Source organism: Venatorbacter sp. C2-1 (assembly GCF_022832715.1).
In the GTDB taxonomy this organism is placed as follows: Bacteria; Pseudomonadota; Gammaproteobacteria; order Pseudomonadales; family Oceanobacteraceae; genus Venatoribacter; species Venatoribacter alkanivorans.
This window is the reverse complement of sequence record NZ_CP094879.1, coordinates 3,936,455-3,954,148: the sequence shown is the minus strand read 5'-3', so window position 1 is coordinate 3,954,148 and position 17,694 is coordinate 3,936,455. Positions and strand designations below refer to the sequence as shown.

At 49.2% G+C, this 17,694-nt stretch carries 13 protein-coding genes; all 13 read left to right on the top strand.

Annotation, left to right across the window (positions count from 1 at the left end; genetic code table 11):
• Positions 1 to 271: 271 nt before the first annotated feature.
• Positions 272 to 3,988, top strand: coding sequence for a nitrate reductase subunit alpha (locus tag MT343_RS17800; RefSeq protein WP_145467946.1), 3,717 nt, complete (start codon positions 272 to 274; stop codon positions 3,986 to 3,988).
• Between the two features lie 20 nt (positions 3,989 to 4,008).
• A complete protein-coding gene (gene narH, locus MT343_RS17795) occupies positions 4,009 to 5,544 on the top strand; it encodes a nitrate reductase subunit beta (RefSeq protein ID WP_145467948.1) in 1,536 nt (511 codons plus the stop codon).
• A 2-nt stretch (positions 5,545 to 5,546) separates the two neighbouring features.
• Positions 5,547 to 6,266: a nitrate reductase molybdenum cofactor assembly chaperone gene (gene narJ / locus MT343_RS17790; protein WP_145467950.1), complete on the top strand. Its 720-nt coding sequence runs from the start codon at positions 5,547 to 5,549 to the stop codon at positions 6,264 to 6,266.
• 11 nt (positions 6,267 to 6,277) lie between these two features.
• Positions 6,278 to 6,967 (top strand): respiratory nitrate reductase subunit gamma, encoded by a 690-nt coding sequence (narI, locus tag MT343_RS17785; RefSeq protein ID WP_145467952.1) that lies wholly within the window; start codon positions 6,278 to 6,280, stop codon positions 6,965 to 6,967.
• Between the two features lie 62 nt (positions 6,968 to 7,029).
• Positions 7,030 to 7,797, top strand: coding sequence for a peptidylprolyl isomerase (locus MT343_RS17780; RefSeq protein ID WP_145467954.1), 768 nt, complete (start codon positions 7,030 to 7,032; stop codon positions 7,795 to 7,797).
• 4 nt (positions 7,798 to 7,801) lie between these two features.
• On the top strand, positions 7,802 to 8,983 hold the full coding sequence (locus tag MT343_RS17775; protein ID WP_145467955.1) for an alginate export family protein: 1,182 nt from the start codon (positions 7,802 to 7,804) through the stop codon (positions 8,981 to 8,983).
• A gap of 266 nt (positions 8,984 to 9,249) precedes the next feature.
• Positions 9,250 to 10,845, top strand: coding sequence for an antiporter (locus MT343_RS17770; protein ID WP_145467957.1), 1,596 nt, complete (start codon positions 9,250 to 9,252; stop codon positions 10,843 to 10,845).
• 42 nt (positions 10,846 to 10,887) lie between these two features.
• On the top strand, positions 10,888 to 11,406 hold the full coding sequence (locus MT343_RS17765; protein ID WP_145467959.1) for a CBS domain-containing protein: 519 nt from the start codon (positions 10,888 to 10,890) through the stop codon (positions 11,404 to 11,406).
• A complete protein-coding gene (locus tag MT343_RS17760) occupies positions 11,403 to 11,861 on the top strand; it encodes a universal stress protein (RefSeq protein ID WP_145467961.1) in 459 nt (152 codons plus the stop codon). Before MT343_RS17765 ends, MT343_RS17760 begins: the two co-directional genes overlap by 4 nt.
• 21 nt (positions 11,862 to 11,882) lie before the next feature.
• On the top strand, positions 11,883 to 13,364 hold the full coding sequence (locus MT343_RS17755) for an MFS transporter (RefSeq protein WP_145467962.1): 1,482 nt from the start codon (positions 11,883 to 11,885) through the stop codon (positions 13,362 to 13,364).
• Between the two features lie 23 nt (positions 13,365 to 13,387).
• Positions 13,388 to 14,575, top strand: coding sequence for an NnrS family protein (locus MT343_RS17750; protein ID WP_145467964.1), 1,188 nt, complete (start codon positions 13,388 to 13,390; stop codon positions 14,573 to 14,575).
• A gap of 759 nt (positions 14,576 to 15,334) precedes the next feature.
• Positions 15,335 to 15,781: an anaerobic ribonucleoside-triphosphate reductase activating protein gene (nrdG, locus tag MT343_RS17745; protein WP_145467966.1), complete on the top strand. Its 447-nt coding sequence runs from the start codon at positions 15,335 to 15,337 to the stop codon at positions 15,779 to 15,781.
• A gap of 28 nt (positions 15,782 to 15,809) precedes the next feature.
• A complete protein-coding gene (gene nrdD, locus MT343_RS17740) occupies positions 15,810 to 17,633 on the top strand; it encodes an anaerobic ribonucleoside-triphosphate reductase (RefSeq protein ID WP_145467968.1) in 1,824 nt (607 codons plus the stop codon).
• Positions 17,634 to 17,694: the final 61 nt, after the last annotated feature.

Genomic DNA, 17,694 nt, shown 5'->3' with positions numbered 1-17,694 from the left:
ATGCTTATTATTAGATAGAATTACTTTTAGCTACTCCCCTTGCTTTCGCAGGATTGATTCAGCGCAGTATTTTTTATGGGTAAAAAATAAAACCCTTTAAAATCAATGGTTTGAAAAATAATTCATTTACCACTTTGTGAGTATTTTTGTGTGCAGGACGACGTTTTCCGGCCCGTGACGCCGGCCCGGCCCCATCGTTAATTGGTGCAATCTGAGTAGTATATCTCCGTATGTTTATAGCCGGTCTTTCGGGACACATCAGGAGTTAGCTATGAGTCACCTACTGGAGAAACTTCGGTTTTTCAGAACTCGTAAAGAGTCTTTCGCCAATGGCCATGGTGCCACAACGGATCAGGATCGCAGTTGGGAAAAAGGTTATCGTCAGCGTTGGCAGCATGACAAAGTCGTGCGTTCTACCCATGGTGTGAACTGCACAGGTTCATGCAGCTGGAAAATCTACGTTAAAGATGGTCTGGTTACCTGGGAAACCCAGCAAACCGACTACCCGCGCACCCGTCCGGATTTACCTAACCACGAGCCCCGTGGTTGTCCGCGTGGCGCCAGTTATTCCTGGTATATCTACAGTGCTAACCGCCTGAAGTATCCGAAAGTCCGTGGTCAGCTGATGAAACTTTGGCGTGAAGCTAAAGCGCAGCACAGTGATCCGGTAAAAGCCTGGGAATCTATTGTTTCTGATCCGGTAAAAGCAAAAAGCTACAAAGAGCGTCGCGGTCTGGGTGGATTTGTCCGTGCCAGCTGGGATGAAGTCAATGAGCTGATTGCGGCATCCAACGTTTATACCACCAAAACTTACGGCCCTGATCGTGTTTCCGGTTTCTCGCCGATTCCGGCAATGTCGATGGTTTCCTATGCTGCCGGTGCCCGTTATCTGTCGCTGATCGGTGGTAACTGCCTGAGTTTCTATGACTGGTACTGCGACTTACCGCCAGCCTCTCCGCAAATATGGGGTGAGCAGACCGACGTGCCGGAATCGGCCGACTGGTATAACTCCAATTATATTATTGCCTGGGGTTCGAATGTTCCTCAGACCCGTACGCCTGATGCGCACTTCCTGACTGAGGTTCGTTATAAGGGTACCAAAACCTGCATTATTACTTCGGATTATTCTGAAGCTTCTAAATTCGGCGATACCTGGCTGGCTCCGCGTCAGGGTACCGACTCGGCACTGGCTATGGCTTTCGGTCATGTCATCCTGAAAGAATTCCACGTTGATAAGCCAAGCACTTATTTTACCGATTACAGCAAGCGCTACACCGATATGCCGATGCTGGTCATGCTGGAAGAAAGCAATGGCCATCTGACCGGTGGACGCTTCCTGCGGGCAGCCGATCTGGTAAACAATCTGGGCGAAGATAATAACCCTGACTGGAAAACCATTGCCCTTAACAGCAACGGCAGTATGACCAGTCCGAACGGTTCTATTGGCTATCGCTGGGGCGAAAAAGGTAAGTGGAACCTGGAGCAGAAAGACCGCAGTGGTGATGTTGATCTGGTTTTATCACTGAAAGATCAGAACGACGGTATTGCTGATGTTGCTTTCCCATATTTTGGTGGTGCACCGCACGAATACCAGTATTTCCAGCACACTGAGCACAACGAAATTCAGCTGCGTAAAGTACCGGTTAAATCGGTTGAACTGGCCGATGGTACAACCGCTAAGGTAGCAACTGTATTTGACCTGATGCTGGCGCATTACGGTGTGGATAACGGCATCGGCGATAGCAACCGTGCCAGCAGTTATGATGATGACGTGCCTTATACACCTGCCTGGCAGGAAGCTATTACCGGTGTTAACCGTGCCGATGTGATCCGCGTTGCCCGTGAGTTTGCCGATAACGCCGATAAAACCCGCGGCCGTTCCATGGTTATCGTTGGTGCTGCACTGAACCACTGGTATCACATGGATATGAGCTATCGCGGTCTCATTAATATGCTGATGATGTGTGGCTGTGTTGGTCAGACTGGTGGTGGTTGGGCCCACTATGTGGGGCAGGAAAAACTGCGTCCGCAAACGGGCTGGACTCCGCTAGCCTTTGCACTGGACTGGCAGCGTCCGCCACGCCATATGAACGGTACTTCGTTCTTCTATAACCACTCCAGTCAGTGGCGCTATGAAAAGCTCAATATGAGCGAAGTGATTTCACCGCTGGCGCCAAAAGAGCGCTGGACCGGCAGCATTATCGACTTTAACTCCCGCGCCGAACGTATGGGCTGGTTACCTTCTGCGCCACAGCTGGGAACCAACCCTCTGCACCTGGCGGAGAAAGCCAAAGCGGCTGGCCAGGAAGTGCAGGATTATGTGGTTGATCAGCTGAAGAAAGGCGATCTTAAATTCGCCTGTGAACAGCCGGATAATCCGCAGAATTTCCCGCGCAATATGTTTATCTGGCGTTCTAACCTGCTGGGTTCTTCCGGTAAGGGCCACGAATATATGCTCAAACATTTCCTGGGTACCAAGCATGGTCTGCTGGGTAAGGATCTGGGCGAATTTGGCGGTCAGAAACCGGAAGATGTTGAATGGGTTGATCAGGGTGCAGAAGGCAAGGTGGATCTGTGGGTAACACTGGACTTCCGTATGTCCACCACCTGTCTGTATTCCGATATCGTTCTGCCGACGGCCACCTGGTACGAAAAAGACGATATGAATACCTCGGATATGCATCCGTTTATTCATCCGCTCAGTGCCGCTATTGATCCGGTTTGGGAAGCACGCTCTGACTGGGAAATTTTTAAAGGCATCGCCAAAGAATTCTCCCGCGTCTGTGTTGGCCATCTGGGTGTGGAAAAAGATCTGGTCACTATTCCGATGCATCACGATACACCGGCAGAACTGGCGCAGCCTTATGGTGTAAAAGCCTGGTGGAAAGGCGAGTGCGAACCGGTACCGGGTAAAACAATGCCACACCTGAATGTGGTTGAGCGTGATTATCCGAATACTTATGCCCGTTTCACCTCGATCGGTCCGCTGCTGGAAAATATAGGTAATGGCGGTAAAGGCATCAGCTGGGATACCAAAGATGAAGTGAAACTGCTGCGGCAGCTGAACTACACCCATACCGATGAAGGTATTAATAAAGGTATGGCCAAACTGGATACCGCGATTGATGCCTGTGAAATGATTCTTACCCTGGCTCCGGAAACCAACGGCCATGTGGCTGTTAAAGCCTGGGAAGCTCTGGGTGAATTTACCGGCCTCGATCACACCCACCTGGCGATACCGAAAGAAGAAGAGAAAATCCGCTGGCGCGATATTGTTGCCCAGCCACGTAAAATTATTTCGTCACCAACCTGGTCTGGTCTGGAAGACGAACATGTGTCCTATAACGCTGGCTATACCAACGTTCACGAACTGATTCCATGGCGTACCGTTACCGGCCGTCAGCAGTACTATCAGGATCATGAATGGATGCGCGATTTTGGTGAGCAGCTGTGTGCTTACAAGCCACCGATTAATCTGAAAACCGTTGAGCCTGTTCTGAACAAAAAGCCAAACGGTAATAAAGAAATCGTTCTGAACTGGATTACGCCACACCAGAAATGGGGTATTCACAGCACCTACTCTGACAACCTGCTGATGCTGACACTGTCACGCGGTGGCCCGATTGTCTGGATGAGTGAAGTCGATGCCAAAGAAGCCGGTATTGAAGATAACGACTGGATCGAAGTCTTCAACGTTAACGGTGCCATTGCCTGTCGTGCGGTTGTTTCTCAGCGAGTGCCTGAAGGCATGAGCATGATGTACCACGCACAGGAACGGATCGTAAACGTACCGGGAGCAGAAACAACAGGCACCCGTGGTGGTATTCACAATTCGGTTACCCGTGCGGTGATGAAACCAACCCATATGATCGGTGGTTATGCTCAGCAGGCCTATGGCTTCAACTATTACGGTACGGTCGGCTGCAATCGTGACGAATTCGTCATCGTGCGCAAGATGAATAAAGTCGATTGGCTGGACACCAAATAAGGGTGGAGTGAGGTAATTATATGAAAGTCAGAGCTCAAATCGGCATGGTGCTGAATCTGGATAAGTGTATTGGTTGTCACACTTGCTCCATCACCTGCAAAAACGTCTGGACCTCCCGCGAAGGGGTCGAATACGCCTGGTTTAATAACGTAGAAACCAAGCCTGGTATTGGTTTTCCGAAAGAATGGGAAAATCAGGAAAAATGGAATGGTGGCTGGAAGCGTGACGCTAACGGCAAGCTGCAGTTGAAAATTGGCGGCAAATTGCGGGTTCTGGCGAATATCTTCGCCAACCCGGATCTGCCGGAAATTGACGACTACTACGAGCCGTTCGATTTTGATTATCAGTATCTGCACAATGCGCCGGATAAAAAGCATCAGCCTGTGGCCCGTCCACGCTCGCTGATTACCGGCCAGCGCATGGAAAAAATCGAATGGGGTCCGAACTGGGAAGAAATTCTCGGTACCGAATTCGAAAAGCGTAAAGCGGATAAAAACTTTGATGATGTTGTGCAGAAAGATATTTACGGACAGTTTGAAAAAACGTTCATGATGTATCTGCCACGTCTGTGTGAACACTGCCTGAATCCGGCCTGTGTTGCGGCCTGTCCATCGGGTGCCATCTACAAGCGTGAAGAAGACGGTATCGTTCTGATCGACCAGGAAAAATGCCGCGGCTGGCGCATGTGTGTATCGGCCTGCCCGTATAAAAAGATTTATTACAACTGGAAATCCGGTAAGTCCGAGAAGTGTATTTTCTGCTTCCCGCGTATTGAAGCCGGTCAGCCGACCGTCTGCTCGGAAACCTGTGTAGGCCGTATCCGTTATCTTGGTGTATTGCTGTACGACGCTGACAAAATCGAAGCGGCAGCCATGACACCGAATGAAAAAGATCTGTATCAGTCACAGATTGATCTGTTTCTTGATCCGGAAGATCCGCAAGTTATTGAAGCTGCCCGTAAAGAAGGCATCAGTGACAACTGGATTAAGGCGGCCCAGCGTTCTCCGGTTTATAAAATGGCAATGGAGTGGAAAGTGGCTCTGCCACTGCATCCGGAATACCGCACTCTGCCAATGGTTTGGTATGTACCGCCACTGTCTCCGATTCAGACCGCTGCCCAGGCAGGTCATGTGGGTATGAATGGTGTGATTCCGGATCTGAAATCACTGCGTATTCCACTGCGCTATCTGGCTAATTTACTGACTGCCGGTGATGAAAAACCGGTTGAGCGGGCACTGGAGCGCATGATCGCTATGCGTGCTTTCAAGCGTTCACAGCAGGTGGACGGTGTGGAAGATCTGGATGTGCTGCAACAGGTAGGGCTGACCGCCGTTCAGGTGGAAGAAATGTACCGCTATATGGCGCTGGCTAATTACGAAGACCGCTTCGTTATCCCGAGCAGCCATACCACCTATGCCGAAAACGCTTATGACCTGAAAAGCAGTTGCGGTTTCAGCTTCGGTAATGGCTGTGGTGATGGTAACAACAGTGTGAACCTGTTCGGATCTCAATCTGCCGGTGTGCGTCAGGTTATCCCGGTTGTGGTAGAGGAATAAACATGAAAATACTTCGCCTGATTTCATTACTGATTGATTATCCGACTGCAGAACTGATTGCGGAAAAGGATGCGTTGCTGGCCGTGGTGGCCAGCTCCGGACTGCCGGCGGAACATGCTGAGTCATTATCGACTTTTATTGAAAACCGTTGTCGCGGTGACATCGTTGATTGGCAGGAAGAGTATGACGGCCTGTTTGAGCGTGGTCGTTCACTGTCCTTATTGTTGTTTGAACACGTGCATGGTGAATCCCGTGATCGTGGTCAGGCGATGGTTGACCTGATGAATCAATACAAAGAAGCCGGTCTGGAAATCAGTACAAAAGAGCTTCCGGATTACATTCCTTTGTACCTTGATTTTCTCAGCACCCAGGGCAATGACAATGCCCGCCTGGGCTTACAGGAGGTTTCTCATATTCTGGCATTGCTGGCCTGTCGTCTGGAGCAGCGGGAATCTGATTACGCTTCTTTATTCCATGCTCTGGTTGGTCTCAGTGAAGTGGCACTGGATCTCAATGATCTGCGTGGCCAGATTGCCGGGGAAGTTCCGGACAATACGCCTAAGGCGCTGGATAAAGTCTGGGAAGAGGAAATGGTCAACTTTATGGATAACGCAGAATCCTCCTGCAGCAGTAACAATCGTCCGGCAGAGGGGCAGCGGCGGGATCAGTATATTCCGCTGAATACCGAACTGTTAAAAACATCTTCAGCGGGCCAGGTGTAAAGGAGTCAACTATGAGCTATTTCAATACATTGGCATTCGGTGTTTATCCATATGTCGCAATGGCAATTCTTTTTATCGGCAGCTGGATCCGCTATGACCGGGAGCAATACTCCTGGAAAGCCAGCTCCAGTCAATTGCTGGAAAAAGAAAAGCTGCGCATGGGCAGTATTCTGTTTCACGTAGGTGTATTAGGCATTTTCTTTGGCCATTTATTTGGTCTGCTGACACCGGTTGAAATCTGGCATGCTATTGGTGTCACTGCGCCAATGAAGCAGCTTGTGGCAATGGGGGCTGGCGGCCTTTTTGGTCTGATCTGCTTTATCGGTCTTACCATTCTGATTCAGCGCCGGTTGTTTAATCCCCGTATTCGTGCGACCAGTAAAAAAATGGATATTGTTATTCTGTTCTTACTGTATGCACAGCTGATTCTTGGGCTGATTTCGATCGGTGTTTCTGCGGGTCATCTCGACGGTCATGAAATGATGAAGCTGATGATGTGGGCACAAAATATTATGACACTGGATCTGGTTGACGCTGTGGAAAATATTTCCAGCGTACACTGGATTTTCAAAATGCATATTATGCTGGGGATGACACTGTTTGTTGTCTTTCCGTTCAGCCGTCTGGTGCACATGCTCAGCGCACCGGTGCAATATGTCACCCGTCAGCACCAGATTGTACGTAAGCGTTTTGCCCGTTAATACATGAGATAAGGCCCGTATTCGCTGTTAAAACAACGAATACGGGCCTCGCGGAGTCAGTAATGATTAAAGTAAATGATGTTACTATTCCTGAGTCGGCCATTCTGGAAGAAATGCAGTATCACCCGGCCGAAAGCAAGCGCCAGGCGATGCTGAAAGCAGCAGAATCCCTGGTTATTGGTGAAATTCTCCGTCAGCGGGCGAGCTCTCTGGGTTTGCCTGTTTCTGACAGTGGCAGTCAGGCCGGCCAGGATGATTTCATTGAGAAATTATTTGATCAGGATGTTTATCTTCCGGAAGCAACGGAGGATGAGTGCCGTCTGTATTTTGAAAAAAATCCCATGCGTTTTACCACGTCACCGCTGCTGGAATTGCGCCACATCCTTCTGGCTGCAGCCCCGGATGATGAAGTACAGCGTGTTGACAGTAAAACGCTGGCAGAAACACTGGTGCATAAATTACGCGCCGGAGAAAATTTTTCTGACCTGGCCAGACAGTTCTCTGCCTGTCCGTCGAAAGAAACGGGTGGCAGCCTTGGGCAGATCAGTACCGGACAAACCGTTCCGGAATTTGAACGTCAGGTATTTACTGCTAACGAAGGCTTGTTACCTGCACCTGTTGAAAGCCGTTATGGTTTTCATGTGGTATTTATTGAACGTAAAATTTCGGGAAATCCATTGCCTTATGAGCAGGTCGAGGCCCGTATACGACAGTATTTGAATGACAAAGTAAAAGCAAAAGCAACGGCTCAGTACATTCAATCCCTTATTCAAGAAACCCAATTAGAAGGTTTCGATTTCTCTGTATCAGATTCGCCATTGATGCAGTGATAAAATGGTACTCAGTGCTCATTTGCAAAAGGAGAGCACGATGATCTTTAAACTAAGTTCTTTGGCCAGTGCTTTATTACTGGCTTCCCCTGTGGTTTTTTCTCAGAGCTTTGATGGCGTTCCCGGAAACTTTCCGGCTGATTTCCGTCTTCGCTATGAAACAAATGACACAGACAACCTGACAAAGTCGGCCACCGCATTAACACTGAGAAGCCGCATTGGTTATGAGACAGATAACTACAGTGGGCTGAAGGCTCTTGCTGAAATCGAGGATGTCAGAAGCATTATTGACGACTATGCACCTGAGAGCAGCGGTTATGATCCTGTGGCTGATCCGGTCAATACCGAAATCAACCGGGCACAGCTGTCTTACACAAAAGAAGCGTTAACGGCTGTTGTTGGCCGTCAGCGTATTATTCTGGATAACGCCCGGTTTATCGGCAACGTAGGCTGGCGGCAGAATGAGCAGACTTATGACGCTGCGCTTCTGCAATATAAAAAGGACAATATTGGGGTTGCCTACGCTTATATTAATCAGGTCAACGGTATCGATTTCTCCGAGACTGATATTTCCGGCCATGCACTGAATCTTGCCTTTGACCAACTTCCGGTTGGCAAGCTGGTAGCCTATGCCTATCTGGTTGATATTGATGACACCGATTTTTACTACGATACCTATGGCGCCAGCCTGAGTGGGCAGAAACCGCTGAATGATATCAAGGTCAATTATCTGGCTGAGATTGCTACTCAATCGGCATATAAAAGCGGTGATAAAGACGCGATTTATTATCATGTTGAAGCCGGAGCAACCCTGCAGGGCGTCAACCTTACTCTTGGTAATGAAACCCTGGGAAGTGATGATGGCGAGTATGGTTTCCAGACTCCGCTGGCAACCAAGCATGCTTTTAATGGTTGGGCGGATAAGTTCCTGAATACACCGGATAATGGCCTTTCAGACACTTATATCCGTTTATCCGGGTCCTTAGATAAGCTCAAGGCTCTGGTTATGTACCATGAGTACTCAAGTGACAGAGGAAGTGACGATCTTGGTTCGGAGCTTAATGTTCAGCTGCTGTATCCATTCTCGAAGAATCTTTCCTCAGGGCTTAAATACGCAAGTTATGAAGCTGCGGACAGCGGTTCTGATACAGAAAAATTCTGGCTCTGGTGCGGCCTTTCTTTTTAGGTGAAGCCTCCTCCTTTACGCCTGCTCTGCAGGCGTTTTTTTTGGGTAGATATTGCCCAAAGTAGGTACTCCCTATGCCCTTGAATACTGTCGATAATCAGCTTTCAGCATCAACTCTCCGGATCTGATTGATCTGTGTCATAAATCCCCAATCCCCTTATGGGTAGAGCTTTTAATAAGCGCTTTTTTTGCAGTTTTTCCGCCTATTGCTGCCTTATTAAGACAGGGTGATTATGAAGTCATGATCTGATTAACAGGGGAATATCATGGCGACTAAAGGTTCAGCTTACATTGAAAAATGGGACGTGGAGGACAAGGCGTTCTGGGAGCAGGAGGGGAAGCAGGTTGCCAGCCGGAATCTGTGGATTTCAATTCCCAGCCTTTTGATTGGCTTTGCTGTCTGGCTGATGTGGGGAATGATCACCACGCAGATGAAAAATCTCGGTTTTGATTTCAGTACCGAGCAGTTATTTTCTCTGGTTGCCATTGCTGGCTTATCCGGGGCAACGCTGAGGATTCCGGCATCCTTTATGATCCGCATTGCCGGTGGCCGTAACACCGTCTTTCTGACTACAGCATTGCTGATGGTTCCGGCGCTGGGTACCGGTATGGCGCTGATGGAGCCCGGAACCCCTTACTGGGTGTTTCAGTTAATGGCATTGCTGTCTGGTATTGGCGGCGGCAACTTCGCCTGTTCCATGAGTAATATCAGTACCTTTTTTCCGAAAAGCCAGCAGGGCTATGGTCTGGGCATGAATGCCGGGCTGGGTAATTTCGGTGTGACCACTATGCAGATATTGATTCCGCTGGTGATGACTGTCGGTCTGTTTGGCCCTCTGGCTGGTGATCCTATGGTTCTGCAATCTGCCAGCGGAACTCTGGTCGGTCGTATTGAGGCAGGTTCAGAAACCTGGATTCAGAATGCCGGCTTTATCTGGCTGTTAATGTTGATTCCACTGGCCTTTGCCGGTTGGTTCGGTATGAATAATCTGAACGTGGTGACTCCTGAACCAGGACATCCTTTAGCTGCCTTCGGAAAAATTATTGGCTTGTATGCCATTGCTCTTTTTACCGCAGCGGTTGGTATCTACATGATGGGAATGATTGGTATGTGGCTGGCTCTGCCATTTACTATCATTCTGACTCTGATCCTTCTGCGTATGATTCCCGGAAGTATTCAGCCTAATATCAAAAACCAGTTCAAAATTTTCCGCAACAAACATACATGGTCAATGACCGTGCTCTACATCCTCACCTTCGGTTCTTTTATCGGTTTCTCTGCTGCTTTACCTCTGTCTATTACCGTTATCTTCGGAAAAATGATGCAGGCCGGCGTGGATGGCGAAATGATCCGTGTGGTAAATCCTGACGCTCCGAGCGCTCTTACCTGGGCATGGATCGGGCCTTTTGTTGGTGCATTAATCCGCCCGGTTGGTGGTTGGATTTCCGATAAAGTCGGTGGCTCTATTGTTACGCAGATTATCTCCGCTGTAATGGTGGTAGCCTCGGTTGCAACAGGTTATGTAATGATGCAGGCCTACAATTCTTCCAACCCTAATGACTACTTCATGGTGTTTATGCTGCTGTTTATTGTGTTGTTTGCAGCCAGCGGCATTGGTAACGGCTCAACATTCCGCAGTATCGGTGTGATCTTTGACCAGCAGATGAAAGGCCCTGTTCTTGGCTGGACCTCCGCGGTTGCCGCTTATGGTGCTTTTATTGCCCCTAAAGTGATGGGTGCTCAGATTAAAGCCGGAACTCCAGAGCTGGCAATGTATGGCTTTGCAGTTTTCTACGCACTTTGTCTGGTTATTAACTGGTGGTTCTATCTGAGAAAAAGTTCAGAAATCTACAACCCTTAAGACCTCTGATTTCAATACTAAACATTTAACTCAGGTGACTTTATGAGAAATAAGAGTTTAAAAGCCGGAGATCTTATCAATGGTGAAGTTTTTGTTGCCCATGAAGGATGGACTATACAGCGTCTTGCTGACTTCTTCGTTAGCCATGATATCTCTGCTGTTCCTGTTGTTGCTGATGACCATAAACTTGTTGGCGTTGTCAGCGTCAGTGATGTCTTTCGCTTTAATAGTCTTGATATTAATGAGAAGGAAGCTGCACTGAGTCGTCTTTACCGGCGCGAATACGATATGAAAGTGCCGGAAGAGGATCTGAAAAACTGGGTAAAAGACATTAATAAGTCATGCATGGTTTATCAGATCATGACTCCCGATGTTATTACTATCGATGTCAATGACGATATCAAAGTCGTTGCTGATACCATTCTTGAAAAACATATTCACCGCGTGTTTGTTACCCGTGACGGCAATGTCGCGGGGGTCATAACCGCCATGGATCTGATCCGGTTTGTGTTTCACAGAAGCGCAGAATTCTGCGCTGATGAACGGGAGTGCATGGTATGAAAATCATGATTGCTTATGATGGTTCGCGTAATGCGAAGCTGGCGCTGGCACGAACCATTACCATGTTCGGGGAGCTTAAACCGCAGCTTATTCTGGTTGCGGTTGCCGAGAATCCCCGCGATATCACCGAGAACAACGAAGCGCTGTTTAATGACGAAGTTGATGAGCTGAAAGGCTTTCTGGCTGAGGCTCAGACGTTATGTCAGAACGAGAAAATAAGCGCTGAAACTCTGCTTCTGGATGGTGACGCGCGGAAGATGTTACTCGCGGCGACAGAAAAGTTACGCCCGGATCTCCTTGTTATTGCCCGTCACAGTCATGAACCGGACGGCGGCTTTATCGCCCGCTCACTGACCTACTTTGTGGATGAACTCGATTATATGACCTTTGGCAGCGTCAGTTCATTTTTAACCAGACGGGCGCAGTGTCCATTACTCATTCTGCCCAGCATGTAGAAATCATTACAGGAGATCGTTATGCAAGTTGCAGACGTCTTTAAATTTAAAAATCCTGAAATAAAAGCACTGCACCTGACCTGGATTGCGTTTTTTATCACCTTCTACGTCTGGTTCAATATGGCTCCTCTGGCCAGCAGCATGCTGAAAAGCGTTAACTGGCTGACCGCAGAAGACCTGAAACTTTTTGCTATCTGTAACGTAGCGCTGACCATTCCGGCACGGATTATTGTTGGCATGGCGCTGGATCGTTTTGGCCCGCGGCGGGTATTCTCTGTGCTGCTGGTAACCATGGCCATTCCGGCGCTGGCGTTTGCTTTTGGCGAAACCCGTACCCAATTACTGGTCAGCCGTCTGGTGCTGAGTTCTATTGGTGCCAGTTTTGTGGTTGGTATTCATATGACTGCAATGTGGTTCAAACCTAAAGATATTGGTTTTGCCGAAGGCTTTTATGCCGGCTGGGGTAACTTTGGTTCGGCTGCAGCAGCTATGACCTTGCCAACGATTGCCATCACTATGTATGGCGGTGATGACGGCTGGCGCTGGGCAATTGCACAGAGTGCATTTGTGATGGCGGCTTACGGCGTTTATTACTGGTTTGCCATTACCGATGGTCCGGTCGGAACCGTGCATCGTAAACCGCGGAAAACCGCTGCACTCGAGGTCAGCAGCTGGGGTGACATGGTTAAGTTGATTCTGTGGACCATTCCTCTGGTGGGTATTCTGGCTGTGCTGGTATGGCGTATCCAGAAACTGGGTTATCTGGATGCGACAGGTGCGGCTATTGCGTATGCCGTTATTGCTGCCATTGTGGTTTATCAGATTGTGCAGATTCTGCGGGTAAATGTACCGATTCTGAAAAAGGGTGTACCGGAAGACGATAAATATCCGTTTAACAGTGTGGCAGCCCTGAACAGTACCTATTTCGCTAATTTTGGTGCAGAACTGGCGGTTGTTTCTATGCTGCCGATGTTCTTTGAAAAAACCTGGAGTCTGTCTCCGACCGCTGCGGGTTTAATTGCCGCTTCTTTTGCCTTCGTTAATCTGGTTGCCCGGCCTATGGGTGGGCTGGTTTCCGACCGTCTGGGTAACCGTCGCTTTGTGATGCTGAGTTATATGCTGGGCATTGCGATAGGCTTTGCACTGATGGGGCTGTTGAATTCTTCCTGGCCGTTGGTTATTGCCGTTGCGATTACGGTATTTACTTCATTTTTCGTACAGGGAGCAGAAGGTGCCACTTTCGGTATTATTCCATCCATTAAACGTCGTCTGACCGGACAGATCTCCGGTATGGCGGGTGCTTATGGTAATGTGGGGGCAGTGTTTTATCTGACCATCTATACCTTTGTGGATGCGAATCAGTTCTTCTTTATTATCGCTGCCGGTGGTTTTATCAGCTGGCTTGTTTGCCTGATGTGGCTGAAAGAACCGGAATCCGCTTTCTCTGACGAATACTATGTATCGTCAGTCGACAGGCAGATTGAGCAGGAACTGAAAGCCTGAAAGCCAAAGCTCTAAGGAGTGTTATGAATATATCCTCTGTACCCGCCCACCCTTTGTGGGGCCAGGCGTTCCGGCCGATGTTTCTGCTGGGGGCGGCATTCAGTGCTCTGGCCATTCTGCTCTGGGGGCTGGCGTTACAGGGGATTATTCTGCTGCCGGGTAGCGGCAGTGTTTTCTGGCACAGCCATGAAATGCTGTTTGGTTTTGCCCTGGCCATCGTCGCAGGGTTTTTACTGACCGCCGTACAAAACTGGACCGGGCAGCGGGCAACCCATGGCCGGCCACTGTTATTGCTGACACTTTTATGGCTCGCTGGCCGGCTGTGTATGTTAGCCGGTGATCTTTTGCCCTGGTGGTTTACCGCGCTGGTTGATATGGCATTTATGCCGCTGGTCGCCTGGTTTTTCTGGCGACTGTTGTTTGCTGTTAAACAACAGCGGAATTATTTCTTTGTACCAGTGTTGTTGTTGATGACCTTTGCCAATGCGGTGATGCATTGGGGCAATGCGGTGCAGGATATGTCACTGGTGCAGTGGGGTAGTCACAGTGTCAGCTGGATGCTGATATTAATGATTACAGTGATTGGCGGTCGGGTAATGCCGATGTTTACCGCCAATGGCAGTATGACGCCGAAAACAGAAGCGCTTCCCTGGCTGGAAAAACTGGTGCTGGGGGCGAGTTGGTTGTTGCTTGTGATTTATCTGCTGCGTCTTGATCTGTTATTACCACCCTTTGTGCTGGCGTTGCTGCTGGTGCTGACGGCAGCCAGTCAGGCGCTGCGGATTGCGCGCTTACGTATCGGGGTTACCTGGAAAATCCCCTTGCTGTGGTCATTGCATCTTGCCTATTGGTTTATTCCGCTTGGCCTCTTGTTGCTGGCGATGCACTACCTTGGCTGGCCGGTCACCTTCAGTGCGGCTTTGCATGCACTGACCGCCGGAGCGGTTGGCGGAATGATTCTGGCCATGATTGCCCGAGTGTCATTGGGGCACTCCGGCCGGCCACTGCAGCCAAGGCCGTTAATGTCACTGTCGTTTGCGTTGTTGCTGCTGGCTGCACTGCTGCGTTCTCTGGGAGTGATTATCTGGCCACAACAGTCTTTGCTGTTTTACAGCCTGTCGGCCTTGTTGTGGAGTACCGCTTTTATACTCTTCGTCTTTTGTTATGCGCGCATTCTGCTTGGTCCACGGCCGGACGGCCGCGCGGGCTAAGTCATTGTGCCAATATTCTTTAGCCTAAGAATAACCTCACTACTGTCCCACAGTTTGGAGTGACATCGTCATTCCAAACTGCAGCATTAATCGATTACTGTGTTTCAATCTGAAACGCTTTTCCGGGGCTCCGCCCCTGGCCCCCTGTAAGGAGAGGTATCTCCTTACGATCCTCTCTTTTCGGCGCGTCCGGCTTTATCCAGCCAACTGCAATGATTATGCGGCACGCAAAACAATTCGCCCCGGAACGACGCTTTAAAACACCAAACATTTGTAGCGTTCCGGGGCAGGGTTTTGCTCTGAAGGCCGCAGAATCATCTGGTTGTCTGGCGCCGCACGATCGCCGGTTTAAGTAATCCGCTCAGCCGCACTCCAAAGGAAACCGTGTGTGAGACATGATATTTAAAAAATTAGCTTGATCTGAAAAGCGACATTGCGGTGATGGGTTTTCTGCGCCTCTGGGGCCGCCGCAGAAACCGCTGATATGTCTGGTCTGCCCGCAGGGATGCGGACAAGTTGCTTAAGTGAAGAGCATTGGGGTAATAACCCGGCTTTTTTCTTTCTGCATTGCCACTGCGCCATAAATGGGCATTGCGCTGACGGCCCTTTTCCTGATCGCCCGTTCTCTGTATCGGATACCCATGTCGGAGTAGTTTGCGAATAAAATTGATCTGGATCAATTTTATTCGGCCGCCTCTCGTTAGTCTCTGTCCATATCTTGTGTCTGTTTATCATTTAAGGCACTACATATGGGGTTTTATGTATTTCAGTCGTGAACAGGTGGTCTTCCAGGAAGTGCCGGGAGAAGTCTCTCTGGCCTACACCATCAGCGGTTGTCCGCTGCGTTGTCCCGGTTGCCACAGTGCCGATACCTGGCCCGCGATGGCGGGTGAACCGCTGTCCGAAGAGTACTTCCGGCAGCGTCTGGAGACATACGCCGGTCTGATCAGCTGCGTGCTGTTTATGGGTGGAGAGTGGCATGAAGCGCAGCTGTTACTGTTGCTGAAGCTGGCCCGCCGGCAAGGACTGAATACCTGTCTTTATACCGGGCTCGATACGGTTGCTCCGTGCCTGCAGGCTGAGCTGACCTATCTGAAAACCGGTCCCTGGTTACGGGATCTCGGGGGGCTGGAGTCTCCCTTAACAAATCAGCGTTTTATGGATTTACGCAGCAATCGCTGCCTGAATCATAAATTTCATCAATAACAATTGCCTACTCTGAAGGAGCGGAATCATGCTGAAACTGAGCGCAGAGCACATTAAGCATAAGCTGGATTTTATTGAACATTATCTGGCTGCACAAAATGCCGCCGACGGCTCACGGATGGATGCCAATGCCAATGTGACCGAAAAGAATATCGCCACGCTCGAAGCGGAGATGATGAAAGATTATTTTGTGCAGATTAACCGTGCGCAGGTTTCAGCAAAAATTGCCGATTTATTCGGGGATGATCTGGCACAGGAATATATCCGCCAGATAGAGAACCATGAGATTTATGTACATGATGAAACCAGCCTGAAGCCCTATTGTGTATCGGTAACTATGTATCCGTTTTTACTGGACGGGCTGACTAAGCTTGGTGGCGAATCTCAGGCACCGAAGCATATTGAATCGTTCTGTGGTTCATTCGTAAATTTTGTCTTCGCTGTCAGCAGCCAGTTCGCTGGCGCGGTGGCTACGGTCGAATTTTTAACTTACTTCGACTATTTTGCCCGCAAAGATTACGGCGATGATTATCTGAATACCCACCGTCAGCAGATTGCCAACCATCTTCAGCATGTCGTGTATGCTATCAATCAGCCGGCTGCCGCCCGGGGTTATCAGAGTGTGTTCTGGAATCTTTCGCTATACGACAAAAACTATTTCGACAGCATGTTTGGTGAGTTCGTCTTCCCTGATTTCAGCAAACCCTGCTGGAAGACGCTGGATAAACTGCAGCATTTTTTCCTGGATTGGTTCAATACTGAGCGCAGCAAAAGCATCCTCACCTTTCCGGTTGTCACCGTGGCCATGCTGACCGAAAAAGGGCAGTGTAAAGATCAGGACTTTGCCCGCAGTATGGCCGCTCATCTGAATCGGGGCAGCTCTTTCTTTGTCTACCTTTCTGACAGTGCAGACAGCCTGGCATCCTGCTGCCGCTTACGCAGTGAAATCAGCGACAATACATTTTCCTACTCGCTGGGAGCCGGTGGTGTGGCAACCGGTTCTATTAATGTAATTACAGTTAATATGAACCGGCTGGTTCAGGATGGCCGTGATCTTGCCGAAGAAATCAGTAAGGTGCAGCGTTATCAGGTGGCCTATCGTCGCTTAATGGAAGAGTACCTTCAGGCCGGAATGCTGACGGTTTACAACGCCGGGTTTATTAATCTGGACAAGCAATTCCTGACTATCGGCATTAACGGTATGGTCGAGGCTGCCGAATCGCAGGGGTTGGTTGCCGGTAATAATCAGGCGTATAAAAACTTTGTCAGAGATCATCTGAAAGTGATTTATGAGGCCAATAAGGCCGCTAAGCTTGAATATGGATATATGTTTAACACGGAGTTTGTTCCGGCTGAAAATCTGGGCATCAAAAATGCCCGCTGGGATAAATCCGATGGCTATCGTGTGCAGCGGGATTGCTACAACTCCTATTTTTATCAGGTCGAAGATGAGCAAACCAATGTGCTGGATAAGTTCCAGTTGCATGGCCGTGAGCTACTCGATTATCTGGATGGCGGATCGGCACTGCATCTGAATCTGGAAGAAAAACTGAGTGAAGACGGTTATCTGGCCTTACTGAATATTGCGGCCCGTACCGGCTGTAATTATTTCTGCGTGAACGTCAAAATCACCATCTGTAACGAATGTGAAAAAATTGATAAGCGGACGCTGGAATATTGTCCGGCCTGCGGCTCTGACGATATTGACTATGGAACCCGGGTTATCGGTTACCTGAAACGTACCTCTGCGTTCAGTGCCGGGCGCCGTAAGGAACATTCCATCCGTCACTATCACCGTCAGCAACGTCAGGAAAATCCGGGTAATCGTCAGCGTTTACAGGCTGTCAGCTGATCTGTGTCATGGTCTGCGCCGGTCTATCCCCTGCGGGGTATAGATCGGCGATGTCAAAACG

Excerpts from the sequence above, each read along its gene's own strand:
- MT343_RS17800 (WP_145467946.1), top strand. The coding sequence starts at position 272 with ATGAGTCACCTACTGGAGAAACTTCGGTTTTTCAGAACTCGTAAAGAG.
- narH (WP_145467948.1), top strand. The coding sequence starts at position 4,009 with ATGAAAGTCAGAGCTCAAATCGGCATGGTGCTGAATCTGGATAAGTGT.
- narJ (WP_145467950.1), top strand. The coding sequence starts at position 5,547 with ATGAAAATACTTCGCCTGATTTCATTACTGATTGATTATCCGACTGCA.
- narI (WP_145467952.1), top strand. The coding sequence starts at position 6,278 with ATGAGCTATTTCAATACATTGGCATTCGGTGTTTATCCATATGTCGCA.
- MT343_RS17780 (WP_145467954.1), top strand. The coding sequence starts at position 7,030 with ATGATTAAAGTAAATGATGTTACTATTCCTGAGTCGGCCATTCTGGAA.
- MT343_RS17775 (WP_145467955.1), top strand. The coding sequence starts at position 7,802 with ATGGTACTCAGTGCTCATTTGCAAAAGGAGAGCACGATGATCTTTAAA.
- MT343_RS17770 (WP_145467957.1), top strand. The coding sequence starts at position 9,250 with ATGGCGACTAAAGGTTCAGCTTACATTGAAAAATGGGACGTGGAGGAC.
- MT343_RS17765 (WP_145467959.1), top strand. The coding sequence starts at position 10,888 with ATGAGAAATAAGAGTTTAAAAGCCGGAGATCTTATCAATGGTGAAGTT.
- MT343_RS17760 (WP_145467961.1), top strand. The coding sequence starts at position 11,403 with ATGAAAATCATGATTGCTTATGATGGTTCGCGTAATGCGAAGCTGGCG.
- MT343_RS17755 (WP_145467962.1), top strand. The coding sequence starts at position 11,883 with ATGCAAGTTGCAGACGTCTTTAAATTTAAAAATCCTGAAATAAAAGCA.
- MT343_RS17750 (WP_145467964.1), top strand. The coding sequence starts at position 13,388 with ATGAATATATCCTCTGTACCCGCCCACCCTTTGTGGGGCCAGGCGTTC.
- nrdG (WP_145467966.1), top strand. The coding sequence starts at position 15,335 with ATGTATTTCAGTCGTGAACAGGTGGTCTTCCAGGAAGTGCCGGGAGAA.
- nrdD (WP_145467968.1), top strand. The coding sequence starts at position 15,810 with ATGCTGAAACTGAGCGCAGAGCACATTAAGCATAAGCTGGATTTTATT.